Here is a 24,137-nt window from a genome sequence, read left to right on the forward strand (position 1 = left end):
GCGGCAGGTCGTCGCGCGGTTCGTCGGCGAACTCGGAATATTCCCCGCCAATTTCGACGACGCGGCGCTGGGCGATGCGGTGGTAACGTGGCAGGCGCAGGGCCCAGAGGCCGCGCTGCGCGGCGCCATCGGAGAGCCCGTCGCATGACCGGTACGATAGTGTGTTTCGGCGAGATGCTGTTGCGGCTCGCCGCGCCCGATCGCGGGCATCTGTTCCAGGACGCCCGGCTCGACGCGCATTTCGGCGGCGCGGAGGCGAACGTCGCGGTCGCGCTCGCGCGCATCGACGTGCCCGCCGCGGTCGTCACGACGCTGCCGCATGGCCTGATCGGCAATGCGGCGCTCGACTCGGTCCGCGCTGCGGGCGTCGACGTCTCGCGGGTGGTGCGCGCGGACGGTCGGCTGGGCCTGTATTTCCTCTCGCCGCCGAGCGGGTCGCGCGGCGCGCAGATCGTCTACGACCGCCTCGACAGCAGCTTCGCCGCCACCCCGTCGAGCGCCTATGACTGGCCCGCGATGCTGGACGGCGTCGGCTGGCTGCATCTGTCGGGGATCATTCCCGCAATTGGTCCGGGTGCTGCGCAGCTGTCGCTCGATGCGATCGCGGCGGCGCGGGCGGCGGGGGCCAGGGTCTCGTTCGACGGCAATTTCCGCGCGAGCATGTGGGCGCGCTGGTGCGCCGATCCGCAAGGCGTGCTGGTCGACCACGTCGACGGTGCGGACCTGTTGTTCGGCAGTCACCGCGATATCTCGCTGCTGCTCGGCGAGGACCATGCCGGTGACACGCCGGACGCGCGGCGTCGCGCGTGCGAGGCCGCGTTCGCGCGGTTTCCGACGCTCGCCTGCATCGCCTCGACCGCGCGCCGGGTGATCGATGCCGATACGCACGCCCTGTCCGCGCGCGTCGATCGCCGCGACGACTCGTTCGAGACCGAGACTGTCCTCGTCACGCAGATCGTCGACCGGATCGGCACCGGCGACGCGTTCGCCGCGGGCGTGCTCTCCTGCCTCGACGACGGGTGCGAGGCGGCGGCGCGCCGCGGCCTCGCGCTCGCCGCGCTCAAGCACGGCACCGCGGGCGATCACAGCCGGACGACGCTGACCGATCTCGCCGACTTCACCGGCGCGCCCGCCGACGTGCGGCGGTGACCCGCCTCAGACGGGGTTCGGCGTCTCCGCGACCGGGGTGAGCGCCTGCCCGGTCTCGAACCACGCGCGCAGATTGTCGACCACCAGCCCGCCCATCGCCGCGCGCGTCGTCTTCGACGCCGAACCGATATGCGGCAGCAGCACCGTGTTCGGCAACGCGCGCAGGCTGGCCGGGACATTGGGTTCGTCCTCATAGACATCGAGCCCGGCGGCCAGGATCGTGCCCTGCTGCAACGCCGCGATCAGCGCGTCCTGATCGACGACGCTGCCGCGCGCGACGTTGATGAACACGCCCTGCGCGCCCAGCGCCTCGAGGACCGCGGCGTCAACCAGATGCTGCGTCCCCTGACCGCCGGGCACGATCGCGATCAGCACGTCGCACGCCGCGGCCAGCGCGACCGGCGTGTCGTGATAGTCATAGCCGATATCCGCCTGTCGCGACCGGCCGTGATAGGCGATCGGCACGTCGAACGCCGCGAGCCGCCGCGCCACCGCCTTGCCGATCGCGCCAAGCCCGAGAATCCCGATCCGTCGTCCGCGCAGGCTCGGCGACAGCGGAAACGACGTTTCCGCCCAGATACCGTCGCGGACATGGCGATCGGCCTGCGGGATCCCGCGCAGCGTCGCCAGCAGCAGCCCGATGGTCAGATCGGCGACCTCCTCGTCCAGCACGCCGGGCGTATTGGTCACGACGATCCCGCGCGCCGCGGCGGCGTCTGCGTCGATCCCGTCATAGCCCACGCCGAAATTGGCGACGATTTCGAGCGCGGGCAGCCGGTCATACCAGGACGCGTCAATCCGCCCCGCGAGCGAACTCGCCGCAAGCCCGCGGACGCGCGGCGCCACCGTCGCGAGGAACGCGTCGGGGTCTTCCTGCTCCCATAGCCGGTGCACGACGAACCGCTCGCCCAGCGCGTCGACGACGCTCGGCAGCATGGGGGCGGGGATCAGGATTTCGGGTCGGTTCATGCCGGGGGTTTACGCATAAATGGCGCGGGCAGACACCCCCTTCCGGGGCCCCCGCGGCGGCCGCCGCATGCGAGAAAACTGCCCAACCCTATGCCGCCGCTACGCAAAAGGCCGGGATCGCTCTCGAATTGCTATGCCGCGGCCGATAGCTGGAGGGCCACGACAAGGAGAGTGGCATGGCAGCGTGGCATCGTTCGCGGCGCGCGGATCTTGGTCTGCGCGCGGTGGGACTTCTCCTCTGCGCAATGGCGTACATCGCCGTGTGGCGGCTGTCCGCCCTCGCGCTTTCCCCTCACGCCGCGGGTGCGTTGGCCTTCGCGCTCGCCGCGATCGGCTTTCTGGGGGCGAGCGCGGGCAGTGTCATGGTGCTACTCGGGCATCACCTGTTCGACGGTATCGCGGTCAGCGAGCGCTGGCGGCCCCGCGTCCGCGCCACGCCAGCGACCACGCACTGAAATGCGACGAGCCGTTGCGCCCACTATGGCGCCACTATGGGGTTTCGGGGAATCGCTCTCGAATCCCTATGCCGCGGTTCGTAATTCGGGTTTGCGGGCGCCTGGACGCCCGATCACACAGGCAAAAGCGCGAACATGTCGTCTGAACCCACGCCGGAGCCCCGCGCACGCGGGCGCGTCATTCCTCTCGGCCAGAACAAGGCGGGCCACGGGCGTGTGACCCCGGCACTCGGCGCCACGGCTGAAGCGAAGGCGGACATGCCCGCCACCATGACCCGAGCCTGCGCACGCCGCGCGACGCGCGATCCGCGCTGGCCGCATATCGCGGCGGCGCTCGCCGATCGGCGCGAACGGCATCGCCACGCGGTCCGGATCGTCGATGCCGACTGTGCATGCGGGACGCTGCTGATCGAAACCGTGCGTTACGCCCGCGCGCTCGGCTTCACCGCGATCGAGGGGCAGGGCGTCGCCGATGCGCCGGCGCTGATCGGCCGCGCCCGCGCCGCTGCAGCGCGGCTGCACGATCCCGCGATCGGGCTCGACTTCGAGGTTGGCGGTCTGGCGCAGGCGCTCGCCCGCGAAGCCGATTTCCCCGCCGACATCGTGCTGTGCCACGACCAGGACGGCGGCATCGCGCGGCTGCTGGCGGCCGCCGGCACCCTCGTGATCGGCGATCCCGTCGCGACGCGCGTGCGGAGGCAGGCGGCATGACGCGGCGCGACCTGCAATGGAAGGCGGGCGGCTTCGCGCTGATGGCCGTCTCCTGTGCGCTGTGCGTGGCGGTCGACGGATCGCCGCTCATGCTCCTCTTCTTCCCGCTCGCGCTGCTCGGGTTGCCGCTGATGATCCACGGCAAACGCGTCGGGCAGATGGTCCGGGCGGAACGCCGCGGGCACAGCCACACGGTCGACGCCGTCCATGCCGCGCGCCTGCGTCGGCGCGGACGGGGCTGCGACGGCTCCGGCCGCTGACCAGCAGAGGACCTGTTACGGACATCGTCGACGATCGCATGTCACGCTCGTGCAACCTGTCGGCTTTAGCGATCCTGGATGAACACGCCGTCGCCGCTGTCGCTCGACTGCCGATCTGAACCGGGCATGGTCCGCTCGCGTTTGCTTACCATGCGCTCCTCCTGTGGGTTGCCCCGATGACCGATGTCTCCCGTCGTACACTGCTCGGTGCAGGCGTCACCGGGGCCGCGCTGTCCGCGTTTCCCGCGGCGATCGCGCGCGCGGCGGCGATCGCACCCGAGGTGAAGACGGGCTCGATCATGGATGTCGAGCATGTCGTCATCCTGATGCAGGAAAATCGCGGTTTCGATCATTATTTCGGCACGTTGCGCGGCGTCCGCGGCTTTGCCGACCGGTTGCCGATCCCCGTGGCCGCATCGTCTGTGGGCGGGGCGACGGCGCCGGTCTGGTATCAGCGCGACCGGACGGCACCGGGCGGCGCGCGCACCGTGCTGCCCTTCCATCTCGCCACGCGCACCAATTTCGACCTGATGCGGATGGAGGGAACGCCGCACAGCTGGCCCGATGCGCAGCGCGGCTGGGACGAGGGGCGGATGGCGCACTGGCCCGAGGCGAAGAGCCAGCGGGCGATGGGCCATTACCGGCGCGAGGACCTGCCGTTCCAGTTCGCGCTCGCCGAGGCGTTCACGCTGTGCGACGCCTATCACTGCTCGGTGCAGACGGGGACGAACACGAACCGGCTGTTCCTGTGGAGCGGTACCAACGATCCCGGCGGCACGCTGGGCGGTCCGGCGATCGGCAATTCGCATGACAGCTTGCCCGAGGATGGCGGCGATCCCGACCCCTATCGCTGGACCACGGTCGTCGAGCGGTTGCAGGCCAAGGGGGTCGACTGGCGCATCTATCAGGACATGGCGGACAATTTCACCGACAACCCGCTGGTCGGGTTCGCCGCCTTCCGCGCGGCGCATCATGCGGCTGGCGACGCGGACCTGCGCGATCGGGCGCTGACGACGCGCGGGCTCGACGCGCTGCGTGCCGACGTGCTGGCCGGGCGGTTGCCGCAGGTTTCGTATGTCATCGCCACCGCGAAGGGATCCGAGCATCCCGGTCCGTCGAGCCCGGCACAGGGCGCGGCCTATACCGCCGAGCTGCTCGACGCGCTCACCGCGGACCCGAAAATCTGGGCGCGGACCGCCTTGTTCGTCATGTTCGACGAGAATGACGGCTTTTTCGATCATGTCCCGCCGCCCGCGCCGCCGTCGCGCGCTGCCGACGGCACGTTGCTTGGCGGATCGACGGTCGATCTGACCGGCAGCTATCACCTTAACCCGAGCAAGGGCGATGCGGCACTCGACCTCCCCGCCTATCGCGGCCGCGCCTATGGCCTGGGGCCGCGCGTGCCGATGTACGTCGTCTCGCCGTGGAGCCGGGGCGGGTGGGTCAATTCGCAGGTGTTCGACCACAGCTCGGTGATCCGCTTCCTCGAACAGCGGTTCGATGTCCACGAGCCCAACATCGCGCCGTGGCGCCGCGCGGTCTGCGGCGACCTGACCTCGGCGTTCGACTTCACCGCCGCCGACGTCGCGCCCTTCGCGGCGATGCCCGATCCGCGCGCCGATGCCGCCCGCGCCGCGGCGATCCCCCGGCAGCCGAGCCCGCAGGCACCACGGGGTGAGTCCCTCCCGTGGCAGGAACCCGGCATCCGCCGGTCCCGCCCGCTACCCTATGCGCTGCGCGTCGCTGAGACGATGACGGGTGACGCGATCCGGCTGCACTTTGCGGCCGACGGCACGCAAGCCGCGGTCTTCCACGTCTATGACCGCCGGAGCCTGGACCAGCCGCCACGCCGCTTCACCGTCGAGCCCGGGCGCACGCTGGACGGGCAATGGGGTTTCGACACGGAGGGGCGCTATGATCTCTGGGTGCTCGGCCCCAACGGATTCCATCGGCATTTCACGGGGCATCGTGACGACCCGGGCCTGGTGTCGCGGCTCGTCTGGCACGCGACACCGACCGAGCTGGCATTAGTGCTCCCCGCCGGACACCGCGAACACGGGCTGGTCGCGCAGGTTGAACGCGTCGGGGCAGGGGTGCTGACGACCAGGCTGGTCGACGCGCACTACCGCTGGCCGCTCCGCAACAGCCATGGCTGGTACGACGTCACGATCACGGCGGCGTCGGCGCCGACCTATCGCCGCCGCGTCTCGGGGCGGGTCGACGCGCCCGGGCGGATGACGTGCAGCGACCCATTCGTCACCGCGGCTCAGAACGCCGGCAGCACCGCGCCCGCATAACGGTCCGCGATGAAGCGCCGCGTCTCGGGGCTTCGCAGCGCAGCGATCAGCTTGACGACGCGCGGATCCTTGTCGCCACCGGGCAGGCCGACGACGAAATTGACATAGGGGCTGTTCTTGTCCTCGATCGCGAGCGCGTCGCGCACCGGATTGAGCTTCGCGTCGAGCGCGTAGTTGGTGTTGATCAGCGCCAGATCGACCTCGCCGAGCGTGCGGGGCAGGGTGGCGCCCTCCAGCTCCTTGAACTTGAGGCTCTTCGGGTTGGTCGCGATGTCGTTGAGGCTCGACAGCGGGTTGGTCGGGTTCTTCAGCGTGATCAGCCCGGCCTTTTGCAGCAGCAGCAGCGCGCGGCCGCCGTTGCTCGGCTCGTTCGGGATCGCGACGGTCGCGCCGATCGGGACCTGCGCGATCGTCTTCCACTTGCGCGAATAGGCGCCCAGCGGCTCGACATGGACGCCCGCATAGGGAACCAGATGCGTGCCGCGCGAGGCGTTGAACTCGTCGAGATAGGGCTTGGTCTCGAAATAGCTGACGTCGATCTGCTTCTGCTCCACCTGCAGATTGGGCTGCACATAGTCGTTGAAGACGCGGATCTTGAGATCGACGCCCTGTTTGGCGAGCGCCGGCTTGATCGATTCGAGAATCTCGGCATGCGGCACCGCGGTCGCGGCGACGGTCAGCGCCGTGCCGTCATCCGTCTTGGCGCCACCGCATGCGGCGAGCGCGAGCAGCGAGAGCGAGGCGAGCAGAGTGCGGCGGTTCATGGCATTTCCTAGCGGCGGGTGAAGTGGCGGGCGAGCGCGTCGCCGGCATATTGGATGATCTGGACGAGCACGACCAGCAGGACGACGGTGACGACCATCACGTCGGTCTGGAAACGCTGATAGCCGAAGCGGATCGCGAGATCGCCGAGCCCGCCCGCGCCGACCACGCCGGCCATCGCGGTGAACGAAACGAGCGCGACCGCGGTGACGGTGGCGCCCGAGATCAGCCCCGGCATCGCCTCGGGGATCAGCGCGCGCGTCACGATCTGGCGGGTCGTCGCGCCCATCGCCTGCACCGCCTCGATCGTCGTCCGGTCGATCTCCTTCAGCGATCCCTCGACGAGTCGTGCGTAGAATGGCGCGGCCCCCACCACCAGCGGCGGGATCGCGCCCGCGACGCCCAGCGACGTGCCGACCAGCAGCACGGTCAGCGGGATCATCACGATCAGCAGGATGATGAACGGCACCGATCGCAGGATATTGACGGCGATCCCGAGCGCGCCATTGGCAAGCCGGTTCTCGATCAGCCGCCCCTTGCCGGTCAGATACAGCAGCACGCCCAGCGGCACGCCGAGCAGGATCGTCAACACCAGCGACCCGCCGAGCATGATGAGCGTGTCGAGGCACGCCTGGCCGATATCGGACCAGTCGACATTTTCGAAGAAGGTCATGCGGCGAGGGCCGCCAGCATGCGCCGGGTCGCCGGATGCGCGGCGTTGGCGAAGATGTCGGTGACGGTGCCGGTCTCGACGACCTGGCCGCGTTCGAGCACCGCGACGCGGTCGCAGACGTAGCGGACGACGTCCATCTCGTGCGTGATCAGGACGATCGTCAGCCCGAGGTCGCGGTTGAGGTCGCGGAGCAGCGTCAGCACCGAGCGCGTGGTTTCGGGGTCGAGCGCGCTCGTCGCCTCGTCGCACAGCAGGATGTCGGGATCGGTGGCGAGCGCGCGGGCGATGCCGACGCGCTGCTTCTGGCCGCCGGACAATTGGGCGGGGTATTTGGCGGCGTGATCGGACAGGCCGACCCGGTCGAGCAAGGCGGCAACCTTGCTCTCGCGCGTTGCCTTTGCGACGCCCGCGAGCACCAGCGGGAAGGCGACGTTCGCCGCGACCGTCCGCGAGGAGAGCAACCCGAAATTCTGGAAGATCATGCCGATCCGCCGCCGGAGCGCGCGCAGATCCGCCGCCGACAGGCTTGCGACGTCGATACCGTCGACCTCGACGCGCCCGGACGTCGGCCGTTCGAGCGCATTGATCAGCCGGATCAGCGTCGACTTGCCCGCGCCCGACTGACCGATCACCCCGAACACGCCGCCCGCCGGGATCTCCAGCGACACGCCGTCGAGCGCCGCCGCATCGCTTGCCGGGTAGGTTTTGGAAACGTCGCGCAGGCGGATCATGCGGACCCCATGACCTGCACCGCGAACCGCTCCATTTCCTCGGCCTGCGGGCTCATCTGGAGCAGCAGCAGGTCGAGACCGGCGGCCTCATATTCCGCGATCCGCTCCTTCAGCTGTTCGGGCGTGCCGACCAGATTGGGGCGCAGCCCGCGGTTGGAGACCGAATATTCCTGGATCTTCAACTCGCGTTCGAGCTGCGTGCCCGATAGCCACTGGTCGAAATTGGCATAGCCCGCGGGCAGTTCGGTGACGCTGGTGATGCGCTCGAGTTCGCGCTTTGCCTCGGCCTCGCTGTCACGGACGATCGCATAGGCGGCCATGCCGTACTGCATCGGCGCACCGCCCGCGGCTTCGCGTCGTGCCGCCATGTCGGCGATCTTGGGTGCGATCGCCGCCGCGGGGTCGCCGTGCATGACATAGGCGTCGCACTTGGCCGCGATCATCGCCTTCGCCTTCTCGCTCTCGCCGCCGGCATAGACGGTCGGGCGCTTGACGGGCTTGGGCGAACAGATCGCCTGCTCGGTGGTGTAGAACTGCCCGGCAAAGTCGAACCGCTCCTGCGTCCACAACCCGTCGACGACGGAGAGCCATTCGTCGGTCCGCGCATAGCGATCGTCATGCTGGTCGAACTGCAGGCCATATTGCTTCGCCTCGTCCGCCCACCAGGACGACACGACATTGAGCGCGAGCCGCCCGCCCGAGATCCGGTCGATATTGGCGGCCGCCTTGGCGAACAGCGCGGGGTGGTGGAAATTGGGGCGCACCGCGACCATCAGCTCGATGCTGTCGGTCACCGCCGCCAGCGCCGCCGCGGTCGACCACGCATCGAGCGCGGGCTGTTCTACGCCCTTGATGTCGTTAAGGTTCAGCTCGGCGATCAGCGTCAGATCATAGCCCCAGCGCTCCGCATTCTGCGTCAGCGCTTTGGTATAGGCCCAGCTCGCCTCCATCCCCTCGTCGGGGACGTTGCGAAGCCACCCGCCGAAAACCGGAGTCCAGTATCCATAGCGCATCAACGAGTCTTCCCAATCTGTTCGATCAGGTAATCGACGAGCCGGTCGTGCGGATCCCAGCCGAGGACGTCGAGCGGCCTGGCGACGAAGTTCGACAGCGCGTTGATGTCGTAGAAGCGCGCGACGCCGTCGCGGTCGTCGATCATCACCTCGACCCCGCCGACATCGAGATCGACCGCGCGCGCGATCGCCTCGGCGGCATCCTTGAGCACCTGCGACGGCTCGACCGCGGCCATCTTGATCCCCGAGCCGGGGACGACGCACGCATCCGCCGGGCAGAGATCGAACGCGCCGCCGCCCGCGACCTCGATCGCATAGAGGAACTTGCGGTCGAGCGTCTCGATCCGGGTGATCGCGCCACCCCGGACGGGGACATATTCCTGCACCAGCAGCACGCCGTCGACGCTGCTCGGCAGGCCATTGTCGGTAACCGCGGTGCGGAGTTCGTCGAGGCTGTCGAAGCGGATGATCCCCGCGCCCGATCCACCGATATTGGCCTTCACGACCAGCGGGAAGCGCAGCGTCTGCGCCGCGGCCACGACGTCGGCGGCGCGGTGGACGATACGCGTCTCGGGGATTGCGAGGCCGAGCGACGCGATCAGCGACAATTGCCGCGCCTTGGAGGCGTCGATCGCGAGCACGTCGGCGCCGTTGATCACGCGCGCACCGGTGCGGCGCCAGTGATCGAGCATCGCCATCGTGTCGAAGATCGGATGCTCGTCGCTGCGCAGGAAGCTCGACATCGCGATGCGGTTGAACACGACGCGCGCCGGCGCGGTCTGGTCCGCGGGGTTCCAGAACCCGTCCGGCGTGGCGCGCGAGAACTCGACGCCGCGCGCGTCGAGCGCCGCGAACAGCGGCACGAACCAGGCGGGATGTTCGTAAAGGACGGCGAGATCGGTCATGAAGCCTCGGATGAATTGAGCGCGCCCTCTGCCACGCCGACGCGCCAACCGCCATCGATAGCGGCTTTGGCGCGATCAAGCCTGGGTTTAGGGAACGGCGCCGGCGCCGGCGGTCGCTCCAATCAATCCCCGGGATCGACCTGCGCGATCTCGACGCGGCACGCTTTGCCACCTTGCGTCGGGCTTGCCGCCTCGACCTTCCCCTATCCCGATGCGCTCACCCAGCCGTTCGGCGAGTGGATCCGCGGCCGGTTCCGCTCGCGCAGGACGCCGCTGGTCTGCGGCGCGCTCAGTCGATCGCGGCGGGTCGGCGAAGGCGCCGTGCGGGGCTGGGGCCGGGCGTGAACGCATCGCCCGGCACCCGGTGCTCGAGCAGCGGGAGCAGCGCGATCAGCCCTGCCTCTTCCTCGGTCGGGGTGGCGGTGCGCGTCGTCGGCGGCTGTGCGGCAATCGATCCGCGCTCGACGAAATGACTGCCCCAGCGATCGGCCAGCGCCAGTACCCGGTCGATGAACGGGCCGGGGGCACAGGCGACGACCGACGGGAAGGGCAGGCGTGTCGTCGGCCCTGGCCGCGCCGCCGCCGCGATCGCCTCCTGACCGAAACCGACCGACAGCGGCGACAGCAGGACCGCGCCCTCGATCGCCTGCAGATAGCTGCGCGGCGACAATTGCGCCCACCACGCGACGGCCAGACACGCGACCCCCTGCGCCAGGATCACCGCCGGCTCCTCGCGCCGGGCAAATGCCGCGTCGAGCTGCAGTGCCCAGCGACCGCTCTGAAATTTCGCGAGATCCAGTTCGATCGTCGGGATCGCGGCGTCGGGGACGGGATCGCCCCGGATCACGACGATCACGGCATGCTGGGTATCGATCGAAGCCTTGTCCCTGACGGCCATAGCGGATCACCTCGGATAGACCTGCAGCAGCGCGCGACCATCGATCTCCGACTCGCAGTCTCGCGCTACGGTTACGAAGCGTAATCCGGCCCGGACGATAGGCAATAGTCTTGCGTCATCCCATGCCGCCGATGCGCCGGATCGCGTCCCGACGCCAAGATCCGCGGCGTGACCGCGCTGCCTTCAGGCATTCTGCCCTGCCTGCTTTCATAAGCCGCCCTATTCCCGACATATAATACCGCTCCACTCGATGTCGCCCCTGCGTGAGAGTGTGACGATGATCGATCCCCCCGCCATCCCGATCCGCCGTTCGTGAGGGTTCACGCGCCGGTCCGCCTGTACCCGTCGATCCTCGTCTGCCTCGGGGGCGGCGTGGTCTGTCCCGCGGCCGGATCGACGCAGGCGATACCCGTGCCGGCATCGGCGTCGGGCGACGACATCGTCATCACGGGCCAGCGGAGCGCGGGCAGCGCGGTCGGGGCGATCGATCCGACCGCGACCCTCGATCAGGCCGGGATCCAGTCGCTGGGTGCGACCGATCTCAAGACGCTGCTCGAACGCCTGAAGCCACTGACGACGTCGGCGAGCGGCGGCGATCCGGTCTATCTGCTCAACGGTCGACGCATGTCGAGCATGAACGAACTCTACAGCCTGCCGCAGGAGGCGATGGAGAAGATCGAGGTCCTGCCCGAGTCCGAGGCCGCACGCTTCGGGTTTCCGTCCACCATCCGGGTGATGAACTTCATCACCAAGAAGCGGTTTCGCGCGGTCACCTACCAGCAGGCCACGGGTGTCACGACCGAAGGCGGGGGCGAGACAAGCTATGCCGAGGTGACCGCCGCGCGGATCGACGGGCCGCGCCGCGCGACGCTGACGCTGTCGCATCTTCGGCTCAACCCGATCCTGCAGAGCGAACGCGCGATCCTGCCCGATCCGGACACCCTCTATGCGCTTGGCGGCACCGTTACGGGAGTAGGCGGGGCCAGTATCGATCCCGCGCTCGATGCGCTCGTCGGGGCCCCGGTCACGATCGCCGCCGTGCCGGACGACCCGGCGGGGCGCGACAATCTGGCGGGCTATGCCGCCGGCGCCGGCGCACCCGCGGTCACCGATATCGGGCGTTATCGCTCGCTCCAGCAGCGCAGCGACAGGATTTCGGTCGACGGAACGCTCGCGGCGCCGATCGGGCGGACGATGAGCGGATCGCTCAACCTGTCGATGGAGGCGCAGCGTAACATCGGCGTGAACGGTCTGGCGCCCGCGCTGCTGAGCGTGCCGGGAGGACGCGGCGCGCTGCCCTTTGCGGATGATGTCCTGCTTTATCGCTACCTGCCCGACGCGGTGCTCCGGCAGCGGAGCACCAGCCTGACGCTGCATGGATCGGGCATGGTTCAGGGCAGTATCCGGCGCTGGGGGTGGAACGTCACGACCAGCTATGACCGGGTGCAGGGGGTGGCGCGGTCCGAACGCGGCGTGCCGATCAACGATCTGCAGGCCGCGATCGATGCGGGGGGCGATCCGTTGGCGCGCGTAAGTTCCGAGGCGGCGGCGCTTCGGCTGGCCGATCGCAGCCGGACCGTTACCGGCACATTGCTGACAAAGGCGGTCGCGAACGGCCCGCTGGTCCGGTTGCCGGCCGGCGACGCGCAGATCACGCTCTCGGGGGATTATGCCCGGTCGAGCAGTTCGGGCAGCCTGCCGGGCTTGCGCGACACGACGCTCGATCTGACGCGCACCACCGGGGGGGGCAGCGTCAACGCGGATCTGCCGATCGCCTCTGCCAATCAGGACGTTCTCGCGTTTCTCGGACAGCTGTCGGTCAACGGCATGATCGGCGTCTCGGACGTGTCCGATTATGGCCGGCTGCTCAGTTCCAACTACGGCCTGACATGGTCGCCAGTGCGGCCGGTCCAGCTGATCGCCTCGGTCAATGCCGCGCAGACCCCGCCGGCGATCGCGCTGCTGACCAACCCGACGGTAACCACCCCGAACACGCCGTTTTTCGATTTCACCACCGGCACCAGCGTGCTCGTCACGACGATCGCCGGCGGGAATCCCGCGCTCGACCCGGAACGCCGGCGGCTCGTCACGCTGGGTGTCGCCGTGTCGCCGATCAAGGCCCGCGATCTGCGGCTCACGCTCAACTATCTCCAGACGCGCATCGACAATCAGACCGCGACGCTGGGCAGCGCCACCCCGGCCTTCCAGACCGCATTTGCCGGGGCGTTCCAGCGTGATGCGACAGGACAGCTCGTCAGCGCCGACCTGCGGCCGGTCAACATCGCCCGCGAACGCGAAACGAAGATGCAGGCGACGATCAGCCTGTCGACGCCGATCGGGCGTGCGCCTGCGCCGCTGACGCCGCCCGTCGGCATCGCCGCGAAGGATGTGCCACCGCCGGCGCCACCCCGGCCCCGGGCGCACCTCAACATGTCGATGACCACGACGTGGCGGCTCGACGATCGCCTGTCGTTGCGGAGCGGGGGGCCGGCACTCGATCTCCTCGATGGCGACACGCTGACCGGCACCGGCGGACGACCGCGCTGGGAAACCGAGCTGAACCTCAGCGGATCGCTCGGGGCTGCGCGTATCGGCGTGTTCGGCCGTCTGCAGGGGCCGACCCGGATCCGCAGCGACCTGGCGGCGTCGGATCTGCGCTTTTCAGGTCGGACCTGGCTGGTGCCCTATAGCTCGCTCAAGGTCGACCAGATCGTCAAACGTCCCTGGGCAAGCAACATGACGCTGCAGCTGACGGTCGAAAACCTGCTCAACGACCGTATCGCGGTTCGCGACCGGCTCGGGCGGACGCCGAACCGGTTCCAGGCGGCGTATATCGATCCGGTCGGCCGGTCCGTCAGGGTGGGGCTGCGCAAGCTCTTCTGACACCGCCCGGTACGGCGGAGGATATCGATCTCCGGAGCGCCCCGATCAGGCCGCGAGCGCGCTGATCGTCGCGCGGTTGCGGCCGTCGCGCTTGGATTGATACAGCGCCATGTCCGCCGCCTGGATCAGCGTCGCGCCCTCCCGGTCCATGATGTCCGTCCAGGTCGCGATGCCGAACGACATGCTGGTCGATCCCAGCGCGCGGTTGCCGTGGCGGACGGCGATCTCGGAGATCGCCTGCCGGACGATATCGACACGCTTGGCCAGCGCCTCGGCGGTCGTGCCCGGCGCGATGATGGTGAACTCCTCGCCGCCGAAGCGACAGACGACATCGCCGTCGCGGAACCGGCTGCGCATCTCGGCGGCAACCTGCTGGAGCACCGCGTCCCCCGCGTCGTGACCGAACTCGTCGTTGAACCGCTTGAAATGATCGACGTCGCACATGACCAGGCTGAGCGGATTGCCCGACCGCGAGGCGCGGGCGATCTCCAGCTTGAGCGCCTCCTCCATGTAGCGGCGGTTGAACAGGCTGGTCAGCGGATCGCGGATCGTCTGTTCGCGCAGCGACCGCTGCAGGCGGTGGTTCACCAGCGCCGAGGCGATGTTCTCGGTCAGCACGTTCATCCGGAAGCGGTTCTCGGCCTCGATCCTGCCGCGCAGATAGAGCACGCCGATGACCTCGCCGCCCGCGAGCAGCGGCTCGCAGTGATAGACCTCGCCCTCGGCGACATGCGCGCAGACGATGTCGCGGCGCGGATCCACGACCGAATGGCTCTGGCCACGGCGCAGTGCCCAGCACCGCTCCGGCGCGAAGCCGTCGTCCGGCACGACGATGTCTCCCCAGCTGGCGACCGGGACCAGGCAGTTGCGCGAGTTGTTGTGCGCGTACAACGCGCCGGGAATGTCGGGCAGGACCTGCGGTACGAACACCCGGATGATCTGGGCCAGCTCGTCGTCGGTGCGTGCGGCCTGCATGCGATGCGCCATGCCGCCGAGCAGCTCGATCACGTCGCCGCGTTCGCGCAGCGTCTTGGTATTGCGCTCGAGCTCGGCGTTGACGACCTGCAGCTGGCGCTCGCTCGCGCCCTGATCGGAAACCGCGCCCTCCAGCCGGTCGGCCATCGCATTATAGCCGATCGCGAGGCGGTTGAATTCGCGCGACCCCATCGCGGTATCGATCCGTGTTTGCTCGTCCCCGCTGCCGAGCGCGGTCATCGCGCGCAACATGGTTTCCAGCGGGCGGCGGATACCTTGCACCAGCAAGGTAAAGCCGCCGATGACGATCAGCGCGACGGCGATCGCGCCGAAGATGGCAAGCCGCTTGCCGCGGCGCAGGCGCTGCGCCGCCGCATCCTGCCGCGTGGTCTGCAACGCGCGTTCCTCTTCGAGAAACGCCTCCCCGCGCACGCTGATCGCATCCATCAGGTCGCGCCCACGGCCGCTGGCGATGATCGTGACCGCTCCCGCAAAATTGCCCCGGCGGGCAAGGTCGAGCGGCTGGCGCAGAAAGGCGGACCGCTCCTTCATCAGCAATGCCATTTCGCGCGCACGGGCATGCTGGCGCGGGTTGTCGCGGGTCTGGCCCGCAACCCGCGCGATGGTCCGGGCGGCGCTGTCCAGGCGTTTGGCGAAGGACCGCGCATAGGCCGGATCCCGCGTGATGACGAACCCGCGCTGGCCCGATTCGGCCTCGCGCAGATCGTTCAGCGCCGCCTCGGTCGTCTCGATGACCTGCGCGGAATGGGCGGCCCATTGGAAGCTCTGGCTGGCCTGGTACGAGGCGTCGGCGAGCAGCCCGGCCAGCGACCCCAGTGCCAGGACCACGATGAGGCCGATCGCGACGATCCGCGCAGTAAGCGATATGAACATTGCGCTATGTTAAACAACAAAGACTTAGCTTTTGGTTACTCGCCATCACACGCCGCGCCGCGACCGGTCTACTGCGTCAGCACCCCGAGCTCCGCGATGGCCAGCCGCGTCTCGCCCTTGGCGGTCCGGGTGAAGGCGATCTCGATGTAGCGGCCACGGTGCGGCCGCGCGAAGGCGAGGCGTTGCGGCGCCTGGTTGGCAGCGATGTTCGAGAACTCGCCCTGCTCTTGTGGCGCGTCGGCCAGCCCCGGGTCGTCGCCGATGCGTACGCGCCAGGCGGCGGGGTCGCCGGCCCCCTGCGGCGCGTGCCAGCCGGGTTTCAGCACGAACCCGCGCAGCTCGACGCTGCGTCCGAGATCGATCGTCACCGAACACGGCTTGCCGTCCGCACCGGTCAGCGGCGCGACCCAGTCGGTGCGGTTCTTCTCGTCGATCAGCAGCTCGGCCAGCGGCGCGCTGGCCCGCAAGATCTTCCAGTCGCTCTTGCGGATGTCGAAGTTGCGACGCCCCACGTTGCTGACCGCACCCTTGGCCGCGTGGATGCTGATCGCCTGGACGATCCCCGCATCGCGCATCGCGAACGGCACCGTGTAGCGTGGCGATGCGATCGTCGGCACGCTGCCGTCGGTGGTGTAGGCGATCGCCAGCCCGGGGGAATCGCTGGTCAGCGTGACCACGCCCTCGCGGTCGCGGACGATGTGCGGCGGATCGAGCAGCACGGGCGCGAGATACACGCCGAATTCGGTGATCGCCGGCGCCGCGGCGGCTGCGGTGATTCGCAGCCTGACCCGCCGCGCGGTGATCGGCGCGTCGAGCCGGATCAGCCGCTGCGATCCGATGCCTTGCTTGCTGGCGATTTCGGTCCAGCCGGTCGGGCCCTGCGCGTCGATCGCGAACCGGTCGACGCGCAACCCGAGCGGGAGATGCTCCGCCAGCCTGACGACATCGAACAGCCGTGGCTGTTTCAGGTCGAGCGTCAACGTCGGGACCGGCGCCCGATCGGCGCTGACCCAGAAGCTTTCGGGATTGCCGTCGAGCACCAGCGCCGCGTCATGCCCGCCGCGCACGCTGCTCGCGGAGGCGATCGCACCCTTGCTCAGGTCGGTGGCGTACATCGCGCGCATCGCCGTGCCGAACGCGGTCAGGTTCGCGACATCCTCGTCGGTCACCAGCCCGCGCGTATCCGGGGCCAGGTTGAGCAACAGCCCGGCGCTGCGCCCGACCGTCTCGAAATAGATCTTCATCAGATTGGCGGGGCTGCGGCTCTGCCCGTCCTCATAGGCGTGCCAGAACCAGCCATAGCGGGTCGAGACATCCGCCTCGGCCGGCCACCAGATTGCGCCGCCGCGAACGCCGGCATTGCCCTTTTCCTCGGTGAAGCCCTTGTCGTCCATCGTCGCCCAGCACGGGTCGCCGGCTTCGCCCTCCTCGTTGCCGACCCAGCGCAGGTCCGCGCCGACCGGATCGAAGGTGCAGGCCATCGGTTGTAGCGCGTGGACGAAGGCGATGATCGACGGCCAGTCATAATAGGGGACCGCGTCGATCTTCCGCACTTCGCGCGCACCACCATAATAGCCGTCGCCGCCGTTCGCGCCGTCGAAGAATACCTCGTAGATCGGTCCGTATTGCGTCAGCAGCTCGCGCAGCTGGTTGCGGAAGAAGGTGATGTATTCGGGCCGGCCATAGTCCGGATGGTTGCGATCCCAGGGCGACAGGTAGATCCCGAACTTCAGCCCCTGCCGCCGGCATGCGGCGGCCAGTTCGCCGACGATATCGCCCTTGCCGTTCTTGTAGGGGCTGCTTGCGATGCTGTGTTTCGTGAACTTGCTCGGCCACAGGCAGAAGCCGTCGTGGTGCTTGGCGGTGACGATCAGGCCGCGCAGGTTCGCCGCCTTTGCCGCGGCGACGATCTGGTCGGCATCGAACTGCTTGGGGTCGAAGATCGCGGGATCCTCGTCGCCATAGCCCCATTCGCGGTCGGTGAAGGTATTGATCGTGAAGTGGACGAACGCGGTCTGTTCCAGCCGGTGCCACGCCAGTTGCCGCTTCGACGGCGTGGCACCGAAGGGGACGAGCGCCGCACCGGTGGTCGCCGCGCCAATGGTTGCCGCGAACGTGCCGCCGGGAAAGGCCATCGCTGCGCCAAGCGTTCCGGCCGTGAAGGCGATTGCGTCGCGCCGCGATGGGCGCAGGGGATCGGTCATCGAATGTCCTTCAGCGTAAAGCGTACCGTGTCGACGCCGTAGAGCGGTCCACCGACCGGCGGCGCGACGATCAGGCACAGGTCCGTGTCGGTCGTCCCACCCGCCAGCGGCGCGGTCAGCGTGAACCGGTTCGGCGTGGTCGCCGGATCGGGCAGCGGCACCATCGCCAGCGCGGGCCCGTCGCAGGTCCGCGCATGCACCATCAGCGTCCCGAAATATGTCGGGTTGTAGCGCCACGCGACCATCTGGCGCTGCGGCTGGCGCAGCGCGAAGTTGCGCGGCAGCCGGCCGAGCGAGACCGTGATGCCCCGGATCTGTCCGAGCGGCGCGGCGCGGTACAGCCAGCAGCCGTCATAGATGTTCATGCTGTACGCCGGCCCGCCGCCCGTCGCATCCGGCGTCAGCGGCAGGCGCAGCCGGATCCCCGCGCCGGCACAGGTTTCGAGGCTCGCACTTGCCCGCGTCAACAGCGCGGCGGGTGCGGTATCGAAGCTGCGCACGGCGGCGAGCGCGCGGCCGTCGGGTGCGAACGTCACTGCGCGGACGACCGTGTCCGGCGCCACGCTCAGCGGTCGGGCATAGGCGCGCGAAGTCGATGACGGCGCCGCGCCATCGGTCGTGTAGCGGATCGTGCCATAGCCGGCCTGGTTCGCCATGCCGATCGTGACCGTCTTGCCGCGCACCGCCGGACCGACCCCGCCGACCACGGTGTAATCGACCGCAAAGGCGCTGTCCGCGGCGGCGATCCCCTGCCGCTGATAGCGGTTGAGCTGGGAATCGAGCCGCGCGAGGAAGCCCGGCCAGTCGCGCGCGGCGCGCGGCGACCAGGCCATCTCCGCCAGCGCCGCGATGCGCGGAAACAGCGCATGTTCGCGCTGCGCGGGGGTGACCATATATTCGGCCCACAGATTGGCCTGCGGCCCCAGCACGTGATGCGCCTTTGCCGCGGCAATCCCGGCGGGCAGGGGGTCATAGGCATAGACGTCGGCCAGCGTCTGTACCGCCATGCGTCCCGGCGGCTCGTCGTCGCGCCCGCTTTGCAGATTGTCGAGATACAGGACCGGGCCGGGCGACAGCACGACGTCGTGCCCCATGTTCGCCGCCTCGATCGCGCCCGCCTCGCCGCGCCACGACATCACCGACGCGGTCGGTGGCAGCCCACCCTCGAGGATCTCGTCCCAGCCGATCAGGCGGCGCCCGCGCTTGGCGAGGTGCGCGCCGAGCTGACCGACGAACCAGCTCTGCAGGCCCTTTTCATCGGCGATGCCTAGCGTGCGCATCTTCGCCTGGACCGCGGCTGATGCCTGCCACTGCTCCTTCAGCGCCTCGTCGCCGCCGATATGGATATACGTCGACGGGAAGATCGCCATGACCTCGTCGAGCACCTGCTTGACGAACGTGATGCTGCGATCGTCGACGTTGAACAGATAGGGGTTGATGCCCCAGTCGCCCGACACCGGCGGCCGGTCCCCCGTCACGCCGATCTGCGGATAGGCGGCGACCGCTGCCTGTGCGTGGCCGGGCAGGTCGATCTCCGGCACGATCGTCACCGCGCGCGCCGCGGCATAGGCGACCAGCGCGCGCAGCTCGTCCTGCGTGTAGAAGCCGCCATAGCGGCCCGCCGGCGCACCCGCGTTGGACGTGGACGAGGCGCGCCAGGCGCCGATCCGCGTCAGCTCGGGATGACGCTTGATCTCGATCCGCCAGCCCTGGTCATCGGTCAGATGAAGTTGCAGGCGATTCAGCTTGTGCTGCGCCATCATGTCGATGACGCGCTCGATCGATGCGATCGGCTGCATGTGGCGCGCGACGTCCAGCATCACCCCGCGCCACGCAAAGCGCGGGGCATCGTCGATCGCCACGACGGGGACCGCGACGCCCGTCCCGAACCGCGCATCGGGGGACAGCATCTGCGCCAGCGTCATCGCGCCATAGAACAGCCCGGCATCGGTGGCCGCGGCGATGCGGATCCCCGCGGGCGTCACGTCGAGCCGGTATCGTTCGCTGCTCCCCCCATTTGCTGCGGGCAGCCGCACGAAACTGATCGCCCCCGGTCCGCGGTCGGCCACGTTCAGCGTGATGCCGCGCGTGAGGGCGACGATCTCGACCGCGCGCCGCGCCGCACTGGCAGCGCCCGTGTCGCCGGCAGGGACGACGATCCGCGCACCGTTGTCGATGCGGACGCTGCCCGTACCGGCTGTCGCATGCGCGGGCAGCGGAAGCAGCGGGGAGGGGCCGGCAACCGCGGGCTGGCCGACCGGCAGGAACGCCGCGGCAACGCACGGCGCGATGACGAGGGCCATGCGCCGGCGGACCGCCCCTTGGACCACGCGCATCAAAAGCGCGTCGTTGCCGAAATCGAGATCTGGCGTCCCAGCGTGTCGTAACGCTGGGGAATCGTGTTCCCGCGCGACAGCGCGTAATCATAGGTGTTCGTCAGGATCGGCTGCTGGCGGTCGAAGATATTGTTGACCGCCGCGGTCAGCGTCATCCGCTTGGCGATGTTCACGCCCAGCGACAGATCGAAATAATGATAGGCGGGGATCCGCGTGAAGTCGGAGACCTCGGTCGCCGGCGTCGAGTTCGGGCCGCCATTCTGACCCGCGGTCGTGCCACCGATATAGCGCCACGCGACCGACGCGCTGAAGATTCCGTCGTCGCTCGAATAGGTGGTGCGGACATTATGGATCCAGCGCGGTGTCGGCTGCGGGCAGGATCCGCCGAAATAGCCGACGCAATTGGTCCGCGGCTGATCGGGTGCGGCCTGGCCGCCCTGGTCGGTGGTCAGCGTGCCGTTCATCAGGAAGTCGAGCTTGCCCGCCGTCCCGCCCAGCCGCGCCGAATATTGCGCCTGGAAATCATAGCCGCTCGCATAGAGCCGGTACGCGTTCAGATTGCCGCCCTGGATATAGCCCGCCGTCGTGCCCGTGCCGTTCAGCTGATAGGTCGTCGGATCGCGCACCAGCCGGCTGCAATAATAGGGGTCGCCGGTGATCACGCAGCCATCGACTGCAAAGCTTGCACCCAGATAGCTGATCACGTTGTCGACGCGGATCTTGTACCGGTCGACCGAGAAGCTGAACCGCGGCAGGAACCGGGGCGTCAGCACCAGGCCATAGGTCAGCGTCTGCGCGTCCTCGGGATCGATCGGCGTGCCGTTGTTGCGCTGGCGGCAGACATCGTCGACGCAGCGCAGGCTGCCCGGAATACCCGCGGCCAGACCATTGCCATATTGCGCGTCGGGCAATCCGGTCAGGCGACACGCCTCGATGCTGGCCCTCGGCGCGACGCCGTTGACGCTGGCACAGGGGTCGACGATCGTCGCATTCTGATAGCCGACGACCTGATCGGCCTCCCTCAGGCCGGGCGCGCGCGCGGCCCGGTTCCGGCCGACGCGGAACGTGACGTCCTCGCTCGGCGAATAGACCGCCTCGATCTTCCACGTGTTGAAGGTCTGGGGATTGGTGCTGTATTTCGACAGGCGATAGCCGCCATTGACCTGCAGCAGTTTGAAGAACGGCACGTTCTGCACCAGCGGCAGCTGGGCTTCGGCATTGCCCTCGACGACGTCCTGCGTGGTCAGGCTGTCGGGTACGCCGCCATAGACTTCGATGAAGCGCGTGTTGCGCGTCGTCCGCTCCTCCTGCCGGCGATATTCCCCGCCGACCGCCACCGCCAGGCCCTGTTCGGCGAATGGCGACCGGATGCCGTAGCGGGTGAAGTCCGCCGTCAGATTGGCGGTCACGTCATAGAATTTGGCGCGCAGGTCCTGCACGCCGAGCCCCTCGTCGAACAGATAGTCGCTGAGCGCGGCGCTGCCGGGATTGTTGGCGGTGAACACGTTGAGCGGGACGCAGGCGGGGTCGGTGCCGTTGACCACCGACCGGCACGTCGGCACGCCGTTCACGTTGACGACGTCGAGCGCGCGGCTGACCTTGGCGGCGACCGGGTTGCCGCCGGGCTCCCATAATTGCCGGCTCGTGCTGTAGACGCCGCCGACGTCATACCGCCAGCCCTCGGCGATCTCGCCGCGGACCGACGCGTTGATGCGCGTCTGCGTGTTCCTGAAGCTTTCCTTGTCGCGGTCGCCGGCCAGCCCCGGAAAACCATATTGGACACCGAGCGGCGCCGACGCGCCGGTCCCGGCATTCGCGCCGCAGATCGTCTGCGCCTGCGATGCGGACATCAGCGGATTGTCGCAGTTCACCCGGTAGCTGCCCTGGACATAGGGGCCGTAGAGCAGGTTCTCCGATGTATCGCGAAGGTACATCACGCCCGCCGAAAACTCGGCCGCGGGCGACGCCTTGAAATTGATGAAGCCGCCGCCGTTGAAGCGCTCATAACCACGCGCCGCGAGCCGGTCCGCCTGGTTCGCATAGCCCGGAATCGTCGATGCGGGCGCGAAGACGCCGGGGCTGCCGGTGACGTTCGAATAATTCACGCCGTTCGCCGTCAGCGTCCCGTTGGGCGACGCCGCGGTCACGCCGCAGATCAGGTTGTTGACCCTGAGCGGGTTGCCCGTGTCGCGGCGCAGCTGACAGCCCGACGCGTCGCGGTCACGGAAGAAGATGCCGTCCGCGGTCCGGTAGGTGCCGTAGACCGAGACATTCAGCCGGTCGTCGAGGAAGTTGTGGCCGTAGGTCGCGCTCAGATCCGCGCGGCCGCCATCGTTGGTCATCCCCGTCGGCGTGGCGATCCCGTAGCGCTGGGCGACGGGTGTCGAAGCGTTGGCGCGGTTGTCGTGATTGTAGAAGCTGTAATTGCCCGACAGCTGCAATCCTTCGAAATCGCGACGGATCACATAGTCTACGACGCCCGCGATCGCGTCGGAGCCATAGACCGAGGATGCGCCGCCGGTCAGCAGGTCGATACGCTCGACCAGCGAGACCGGGATCAGGTTGGTGTCGACGGATTCGGTCCCGGCGATCCGCTGGCCGTCGATCAGCGACAGCGTGCGGTTGAAATCCAGCCCGCGCAGCTTGACGCCGCGCTGCTGGCCGTTGCTCTGCTGGTAGTTCTGCTGCGCATCGGGCTGCACCTGACCCAGCCGGTTCGTCACCTCCTCGAGGTTGACCGCGCCCTGCGCCTTGATCTCCGCGGCACCGATGCTGGTGATCGGGCTCGCCGACTTCAGATTGGGCCGGGTGATGCGCGTGCCGGTGACCATGATGTCCGCCGGCGCCGGCGCTGGCGTTTCGGACGTGGGGTCGAGCGTGACGGGGGCGGACCCGGTGGGCGGGGCGGGGGCTGCGCTATCCTGCGCCGCCACCACGAACACGCCCTGCGTGGTCTGCGAGACCGCAAGGCCGGTGTCGCGCAACAGGCGCTGAAACGCGTCGGCGGCGGTCATCGACCCGGCCAGCGCGGTCGACCGGCGCGTGCCGACCCGCGCCTGATCGAACACGACTTGGACACGGGCCTGCTGCGCCAGCGTCTGCAGTGCCTGGGCCAGCGGCTGCGGCGCGACGTCGACGCGGATCATCGCTGACTGTGCAGCGAGCGGCGTCGCTGCCACCGCGGCGATTGCGACGACGCTGGTCCGCACCAACATCGATCCGAAAGAATTCCCAACCATGATCTCGCCCCCCTGTTATTACGCTAATATGACGGGCGACATTGCGAAACGCTCACCGGCATTGATATTTTTATAATCTTTTTATCCAGGTGAGTCGATCTGGTATTGTTTATGTCTGTTGTTGGTCTTTTCGGTGCGCTTGACGGAAGACGCATTCGCACGGATGAAGACGGGGTCCACCCTCCCGATACTGTCACGTCTGGCAAATCGGACGATCGTTAGCGTGCCAACGGATTTTCCGAACCTTCGAGGCGCACCTAGCCCTTGGAAAGGCCAATCGCGCGCCGCAGCGGACTGAACATATCTAATCCATGTTATGTATCGACAACATGCTGCAAGCCGCTCACAAATACGGTTAATTCCGGGCGACTATCAGGTGCAGGGTACCAATATATTACCAAAAAAGTCTCAAAAGATGGATATAAATATAAAAAGACATTTTATGAAACTTATGTTGCGCAGGGAGATTGATCGACTTAAGCCGACCCCCGAAACGACATTGGGCCAGCAAGCGCCCCGGTTGATGTGGGGAGTATGTGATGCGCCAAGTGATCAATTTTGCAGTGCTGCGCTCGGTTCTGGCGGCATCGACGATGCTGGCGACACCGGCCTTTGCGCAGGACGTGCTGCAGGACGCGACGAAGCCGGTGCCCGCCGAGAGCCAGACCCCCGCGGCGCAGGCGGCCCCGACACCGGACGCCGCGCCCGCAACGGAAGCGGCTCCCGCGCCCGCCACCCCGCAGTCCGACATCGTCGTCACCGGCTCGCGGATCATCTCGTCGG

General features: G+C 68.3%; 17 protein-coding genes and 1 pseudogene. 7 read left to right on the top strand and 11 right to left on the bottom strand.

From position 1 onward, the window contains the following. The first annotated feature begins 144 nt into the window (after positions 1-144). A complete protein-coding gene (locus sphsw_RS07995) occupies positions 145-1,149 on the top strand; it encodes a sugar kinase (RefSeq protein ID WP_031440143.1) in 1,005 nt (334 codons plus the stop codon). A gap of 6 nt (positions 1,150-1,155) precedes the next feature. On the opposite strand, the gene sphsw_RS08000 is transcribed toward sphsw_RS07995, so the two are convergent. Continuing rightward, positions 1,156-2,118: a 2-hydroxyacid dehydrogenase gene (locus sphsw_RS08000; protein ID WP_031440144.1), complete on the bottom strand. Its 963-nt coding sequence runs from the start codon at positions 2,116-2,118 to the stop codon at positions 1,156-1,158. Between the two features lie 176 nt (positions 2,119-2,294). Between sphsw_RS08000 and sphsw_RS08005 the strand changes: the two genes are divergently transcribed. The 4 genes from sphsw_RS08005 (at position 2,295) to sphsw_RS08020 (ending at position 5,841) form a co-directional block, all read left to right on the top strand. Then, entirely contained in the window at positions 2,295-2,573 is a 279-nt protein-coding gene (locus sphsw_RS08005) for a hypothetical protein (RefSeq protein ID WP_128082125.1), read from the top strand. Between the two features lie 135 nt (positions 2,574-2,708). After that, positions 2,709-3,284, top strand: coding sequence for an SAM-dependent methyltransferase (locus tag sphsw_RS08010; RefSeq protein ID WP_235188325.1), 576 nt, complete (start codon positions 2,709-2,711; stop codon positions 3,282-3,284). Next, the gene (locus sphsw_RS08015) at positions 3,281-3,544 is read left to right on the top strand and encodes a hypothetical protein (RefSeq protein ID WP_031440146.1); all 264 of its coding nucleotides are present in this window, start codon (positions 3,281-3,283) and stop codon (positions 3,542-3,544) included. Before sphsw_RS08010 ends, sphsw_RS08015 begins: the two co-directional genes overlap by 4 nt. Positions 3,545-3,720: 176 nt before the next feature. Next, positions 3,721-5,841 carry a phosphocholine-specific phospholipase C gene (locus tag sphsw_RS08020; RefSeq protein WP_031440147.1) on the top strand — a complete coding sequence of 707 codons (2,121 nt, stop codon included), beginning with the start codon at positions 3,721-3,723 and terminating at the stop codon, positions 5,839-5,841. Here sphsw_RS08020 and sphsw_RS08025 read toward each other — a convergent pair. From sphsw_RS08025 to sphsw_RS08050, 6 genes are all read right to left on the bottom strand, one after another. Further along, positions 5,811-6,605, bottom strand: coding sequence for a MetQ/NlpA family ABC transporter substrate-binding protein (locus tag sphsw_RS08025; RefSeq protein ID WP_031440148.1), 795 nt, complete (start codon positions 6,603-6,605; stop codon positions 5,811-5,813). The genes sphsw_RS08020 and sphsw_RS08025 overlap by 31 nt on opposite strands. Before the next feature lie 8 nt (positions 6,606-6,613). Then, positions 6,614-7,276, bottom strand: a complete 663-nt coding sequence (locus sphsw_RS08030; protein ID WP_031440149.1) for a methionine ABC transporter permease — start codon at positions 7,274-7,276, stop codon at positions 6,614-6,616. Then, a complete protein-coding gene (locus sphsw_RS08035; RefSeq protein WP_081874219.1) occupies positions 7,273-8,007 on the bottom strand; it encodes a methionine ABC transporter ATP-binding protein in 735 nt (244 codons plus the stop codon). Before sphsw_RS08035 ends, sphsw_RS08030 begins: the two co-directional genes overlap by 4 nt. Further along, positions 8,004-9,020: an LLM class flavin-dependent oxidoreductase gene (locus sphsw_RS08040; protein ID WP_031440151.1), complete on the bottom strand. Its 1,017-nt coding sequence runs from the start codon at positions 9,018-9,020 to the stop codon at positions 8,004-8,006. The genes sphsw_RS08035 and sphsw_RS08040 overlap by 4 nt, the downstream gene beginning before the upstream one ends. Further along, positions 9,020-9,925, bottom strand: a complete 906-nt coding sequence (locus sphsw_RS08045; RefSeq protein ID WP_031440152.1) for an ATP-grasp domain-containing protein — start codon at positions 9,923-9,925, stop codon at positions 9,020-9,022. Before sphsw_RS08045 ends, sphsw_RS08040 begins: the two co-directional genes overlap by 1 nt. A 289-nt stretch (positions 9,926-10,214) precedes the next feature. Further along, positions 10,215-10,823, bottom strand: coding sequence for an alpha/beta hydrolase (locus sphsw_RS08050; protein ID WP_042466819.1), 609 nt, complete (start codon positions 10,821-10,823; stop codon positions 10,215-10,217). A gap of 312 nt (positions 10,824-11,135) precedes the next feature. Here sphsw_RS08050 and sphsw_RS08055 point away from each other — a divergent pair, with 312 nt between their 5' ends. Beyond that, positions 11,136-13,706, top strand: a complete 2,571-nt coding sequence (locus sphsw_RS08055) for a TonB-dependent receptor (RefSeq protein WP_152555431.1) — start codon at positions 11,136-11,138, stop codon at positions 13,704-13,706. A gap of 45 nt (positions 13,707-13,751) precedes the next feature. On the opposite strand, the gene sphsw_RS08060 is transcribed toward sphsw_RS08055, so the two are convergent. The 4 genes from sphsw_RS08060 to sphsw_RS08075 form a co-directional block, all read right to left on the bottom strand. Next, complete coding sequence (locus sphsw_RS08060) at positions 13,752-15,575, bottom strand: diguanylate cyclase (RefSeq protein ID WP_031440155.1); 1,824 nt, start codon at positions 15,573-15,575, stop codon at positions 13,752-13,754. A 68-nt stretch (positions 15,576-15,643) separates the two neighbouring features. Beyond that, positions 15,644-17,779 (bottom strand): alpha-L-fucosidase, encoded by a 2,136-nt coding sequence (locus sphsw_RS08065; protein ID WP_031440156.1) that lies wholly within the window; start codon positions 17,777-17,779, stop codon positions 15,644-15,646. Further along, a complete protein-coding gene (locus sphsw_RS08070; RefSeq protein ID WP_042466836.1) occupies positions 17,776-20,082 on the bottom strand; it encodes a beta-N-acetylhexosaminidase in 2,307 nt (768 codons plus the stop codon). Before sphsw_RS08070 ends, sphsw_RS08065 begins: the two co-directional genes overlap by 4 nt. A gap of 32 nt (positions 20,083-20,114) precedes the next feature. Further along, positions 20,115-23,354 carry a TonB-dependent receptor gene (locus sphsw_RS08075; RefSeq protein ID WP_081874220.1) on the bottom strand — a complete coding sequence of 1,080 codons (3,240 nt, stop codon included), beginning with the start codon at positions 23,352-23,354 and terminating at the stop codon, positions 20,115-20,117. 539 nt (positions 23,355-23,893) lie between these two features. Here sphsw_RS08075 and sphsw_RS19715 point away from each other — a divergent pair. After that, a pseudogene (locus sphsw_RS19715) lies at positions 23,894-24,137 on the top strand (hypothetical protein); the annotation flags it as partial.

It is taken from the genome of Sphingomonas sp. FUKUSWIS1 (assembly GCF_000733135.1).
Lineage (GTDB): Bacteria > Pseudomonadota > Alphaproteobacteria > Sphingomonadales > Sphingomonadaceae > Sphingomonas > Sphingomonas aerolata.

Excerpts from the sequence above, each read along its gene's own strand:
- sphsw_RS08035 (WP_081874219.1), bottom strand. The coding sequence starts at position 8,007 with ATGATCCGCCTGCGCGACGTTTCCAAAACCTACCCGGCAAGCGATGCG.
- sphsw_RS08060 (WP_031440155.1), bottom strand. The coding sequence starts at position 15,575 with ATGTTCATATCGCTTACTGCGCGGATCGTCGCGATCGGCCTCATCGTG.
- sphsw_RS08050 (WP_042466819.1), bottom strand. The coding sequence starts at position 10,823 with ATGGCCGTCAGGGACAAGGCTTCGATCGATACCCAGCATGCCGTGATC.
- sphsw_RS08025 (WP_031440148.1), bottom strand. The coding sequence starts at position 6,605 with ATGAACCGCCGCACTCTGCTCGCCTCGCTCTCGCTGCTCGCGCTCGCC.
- sphsw_RS08005 (WP_128082125.1), top strand. The coding sequence starts at position 2,295 with ATGGCAGCGTGGCATCGTTCGCGGCGCGCGGATCTTGGTCTGCGCGCG.
- sphsw_RS08010 (WP_235188325.1), top strand. The coding sequence starts at position 2,709 with ATGTCGTCTGAACCCACGCCGGAGCCCCGCGCACGCGGGCGCGTCATT.
- sphsw_RS08000 (WP_031440144.1), bottom strand. The coding sequence starts at position 2,118 with ATGAACCGACCCGAAATCCTGATCCCCGCCCCCATGCTGCCGAGCGTC.
- sphsw_RS08040 (WP_031440151.1), bottom strand. The coding sequence starts at position 9,020 with ATGCGCTATGGATACTGGACTCCGGTTTTCGGCGGGTGGCTTCGCAAC.
- sphsw_RS07995 (WP_031440143.1), top strand. The coding sequence starts at position 145 with ATGACCGGTACGATAGTGTGTTTCGGCGAGATGCTGTTGCGGCTCGCC.
- sphsw_RS08075 (WP_081874220.1), bottom strand. The coding sequence starts at position 23,354 with ATGGTTGGGAATTCTTTCGGATCGATGTTGGTGCGGACCAGCGTCGTC.
- sphsw_RS08045 (WP_031440152.1), bottom strand. The coding sequence starts at position 9,925 with ATGACCGATCTCGCCGTCCTTTACGAACATCCCGCCTGGTTCGTGCCG.
- sphsw_RS08070 (WP_042466836.1), bottom strand. The coding sequence starts at position 20,082 with ATGGCCCTCGTCATCGCGCCGTGCGTTGCCGCGGCGTTCCTGCCGGTC.
- sphsw_RS08065 (WP_031440156.1), bottom strand. The coding sequence starts at position 17,779 with ATGACCGATCCCCTGCGCCCATCGCGGCGCGACGCAATCGCCTTCACG.
- sphsw_RS08015 (WP_031440146.1), top strand. The coding sequence starts at position 3,281 with ATGACGCGGCGCGACCTGCAATGGAAGGCGGGCGGCTTCGCGCTGATG.
- sphsw_RS08020 (WP_031440147.1), top strand. The coding sequence starts at position 3,721 with ATGACCGATGTCTCCCGTCGTACACTGCTCGGTGCAGGCGTCACCGGG.
- sphsw_RS08030 (WP_031440149.1), bottom strand. The coding sequence starts at position 7,276 with ATGACCTTCTTCGAAAATGTCGACTGGTCCGATATCGGCCAGGCGTGC.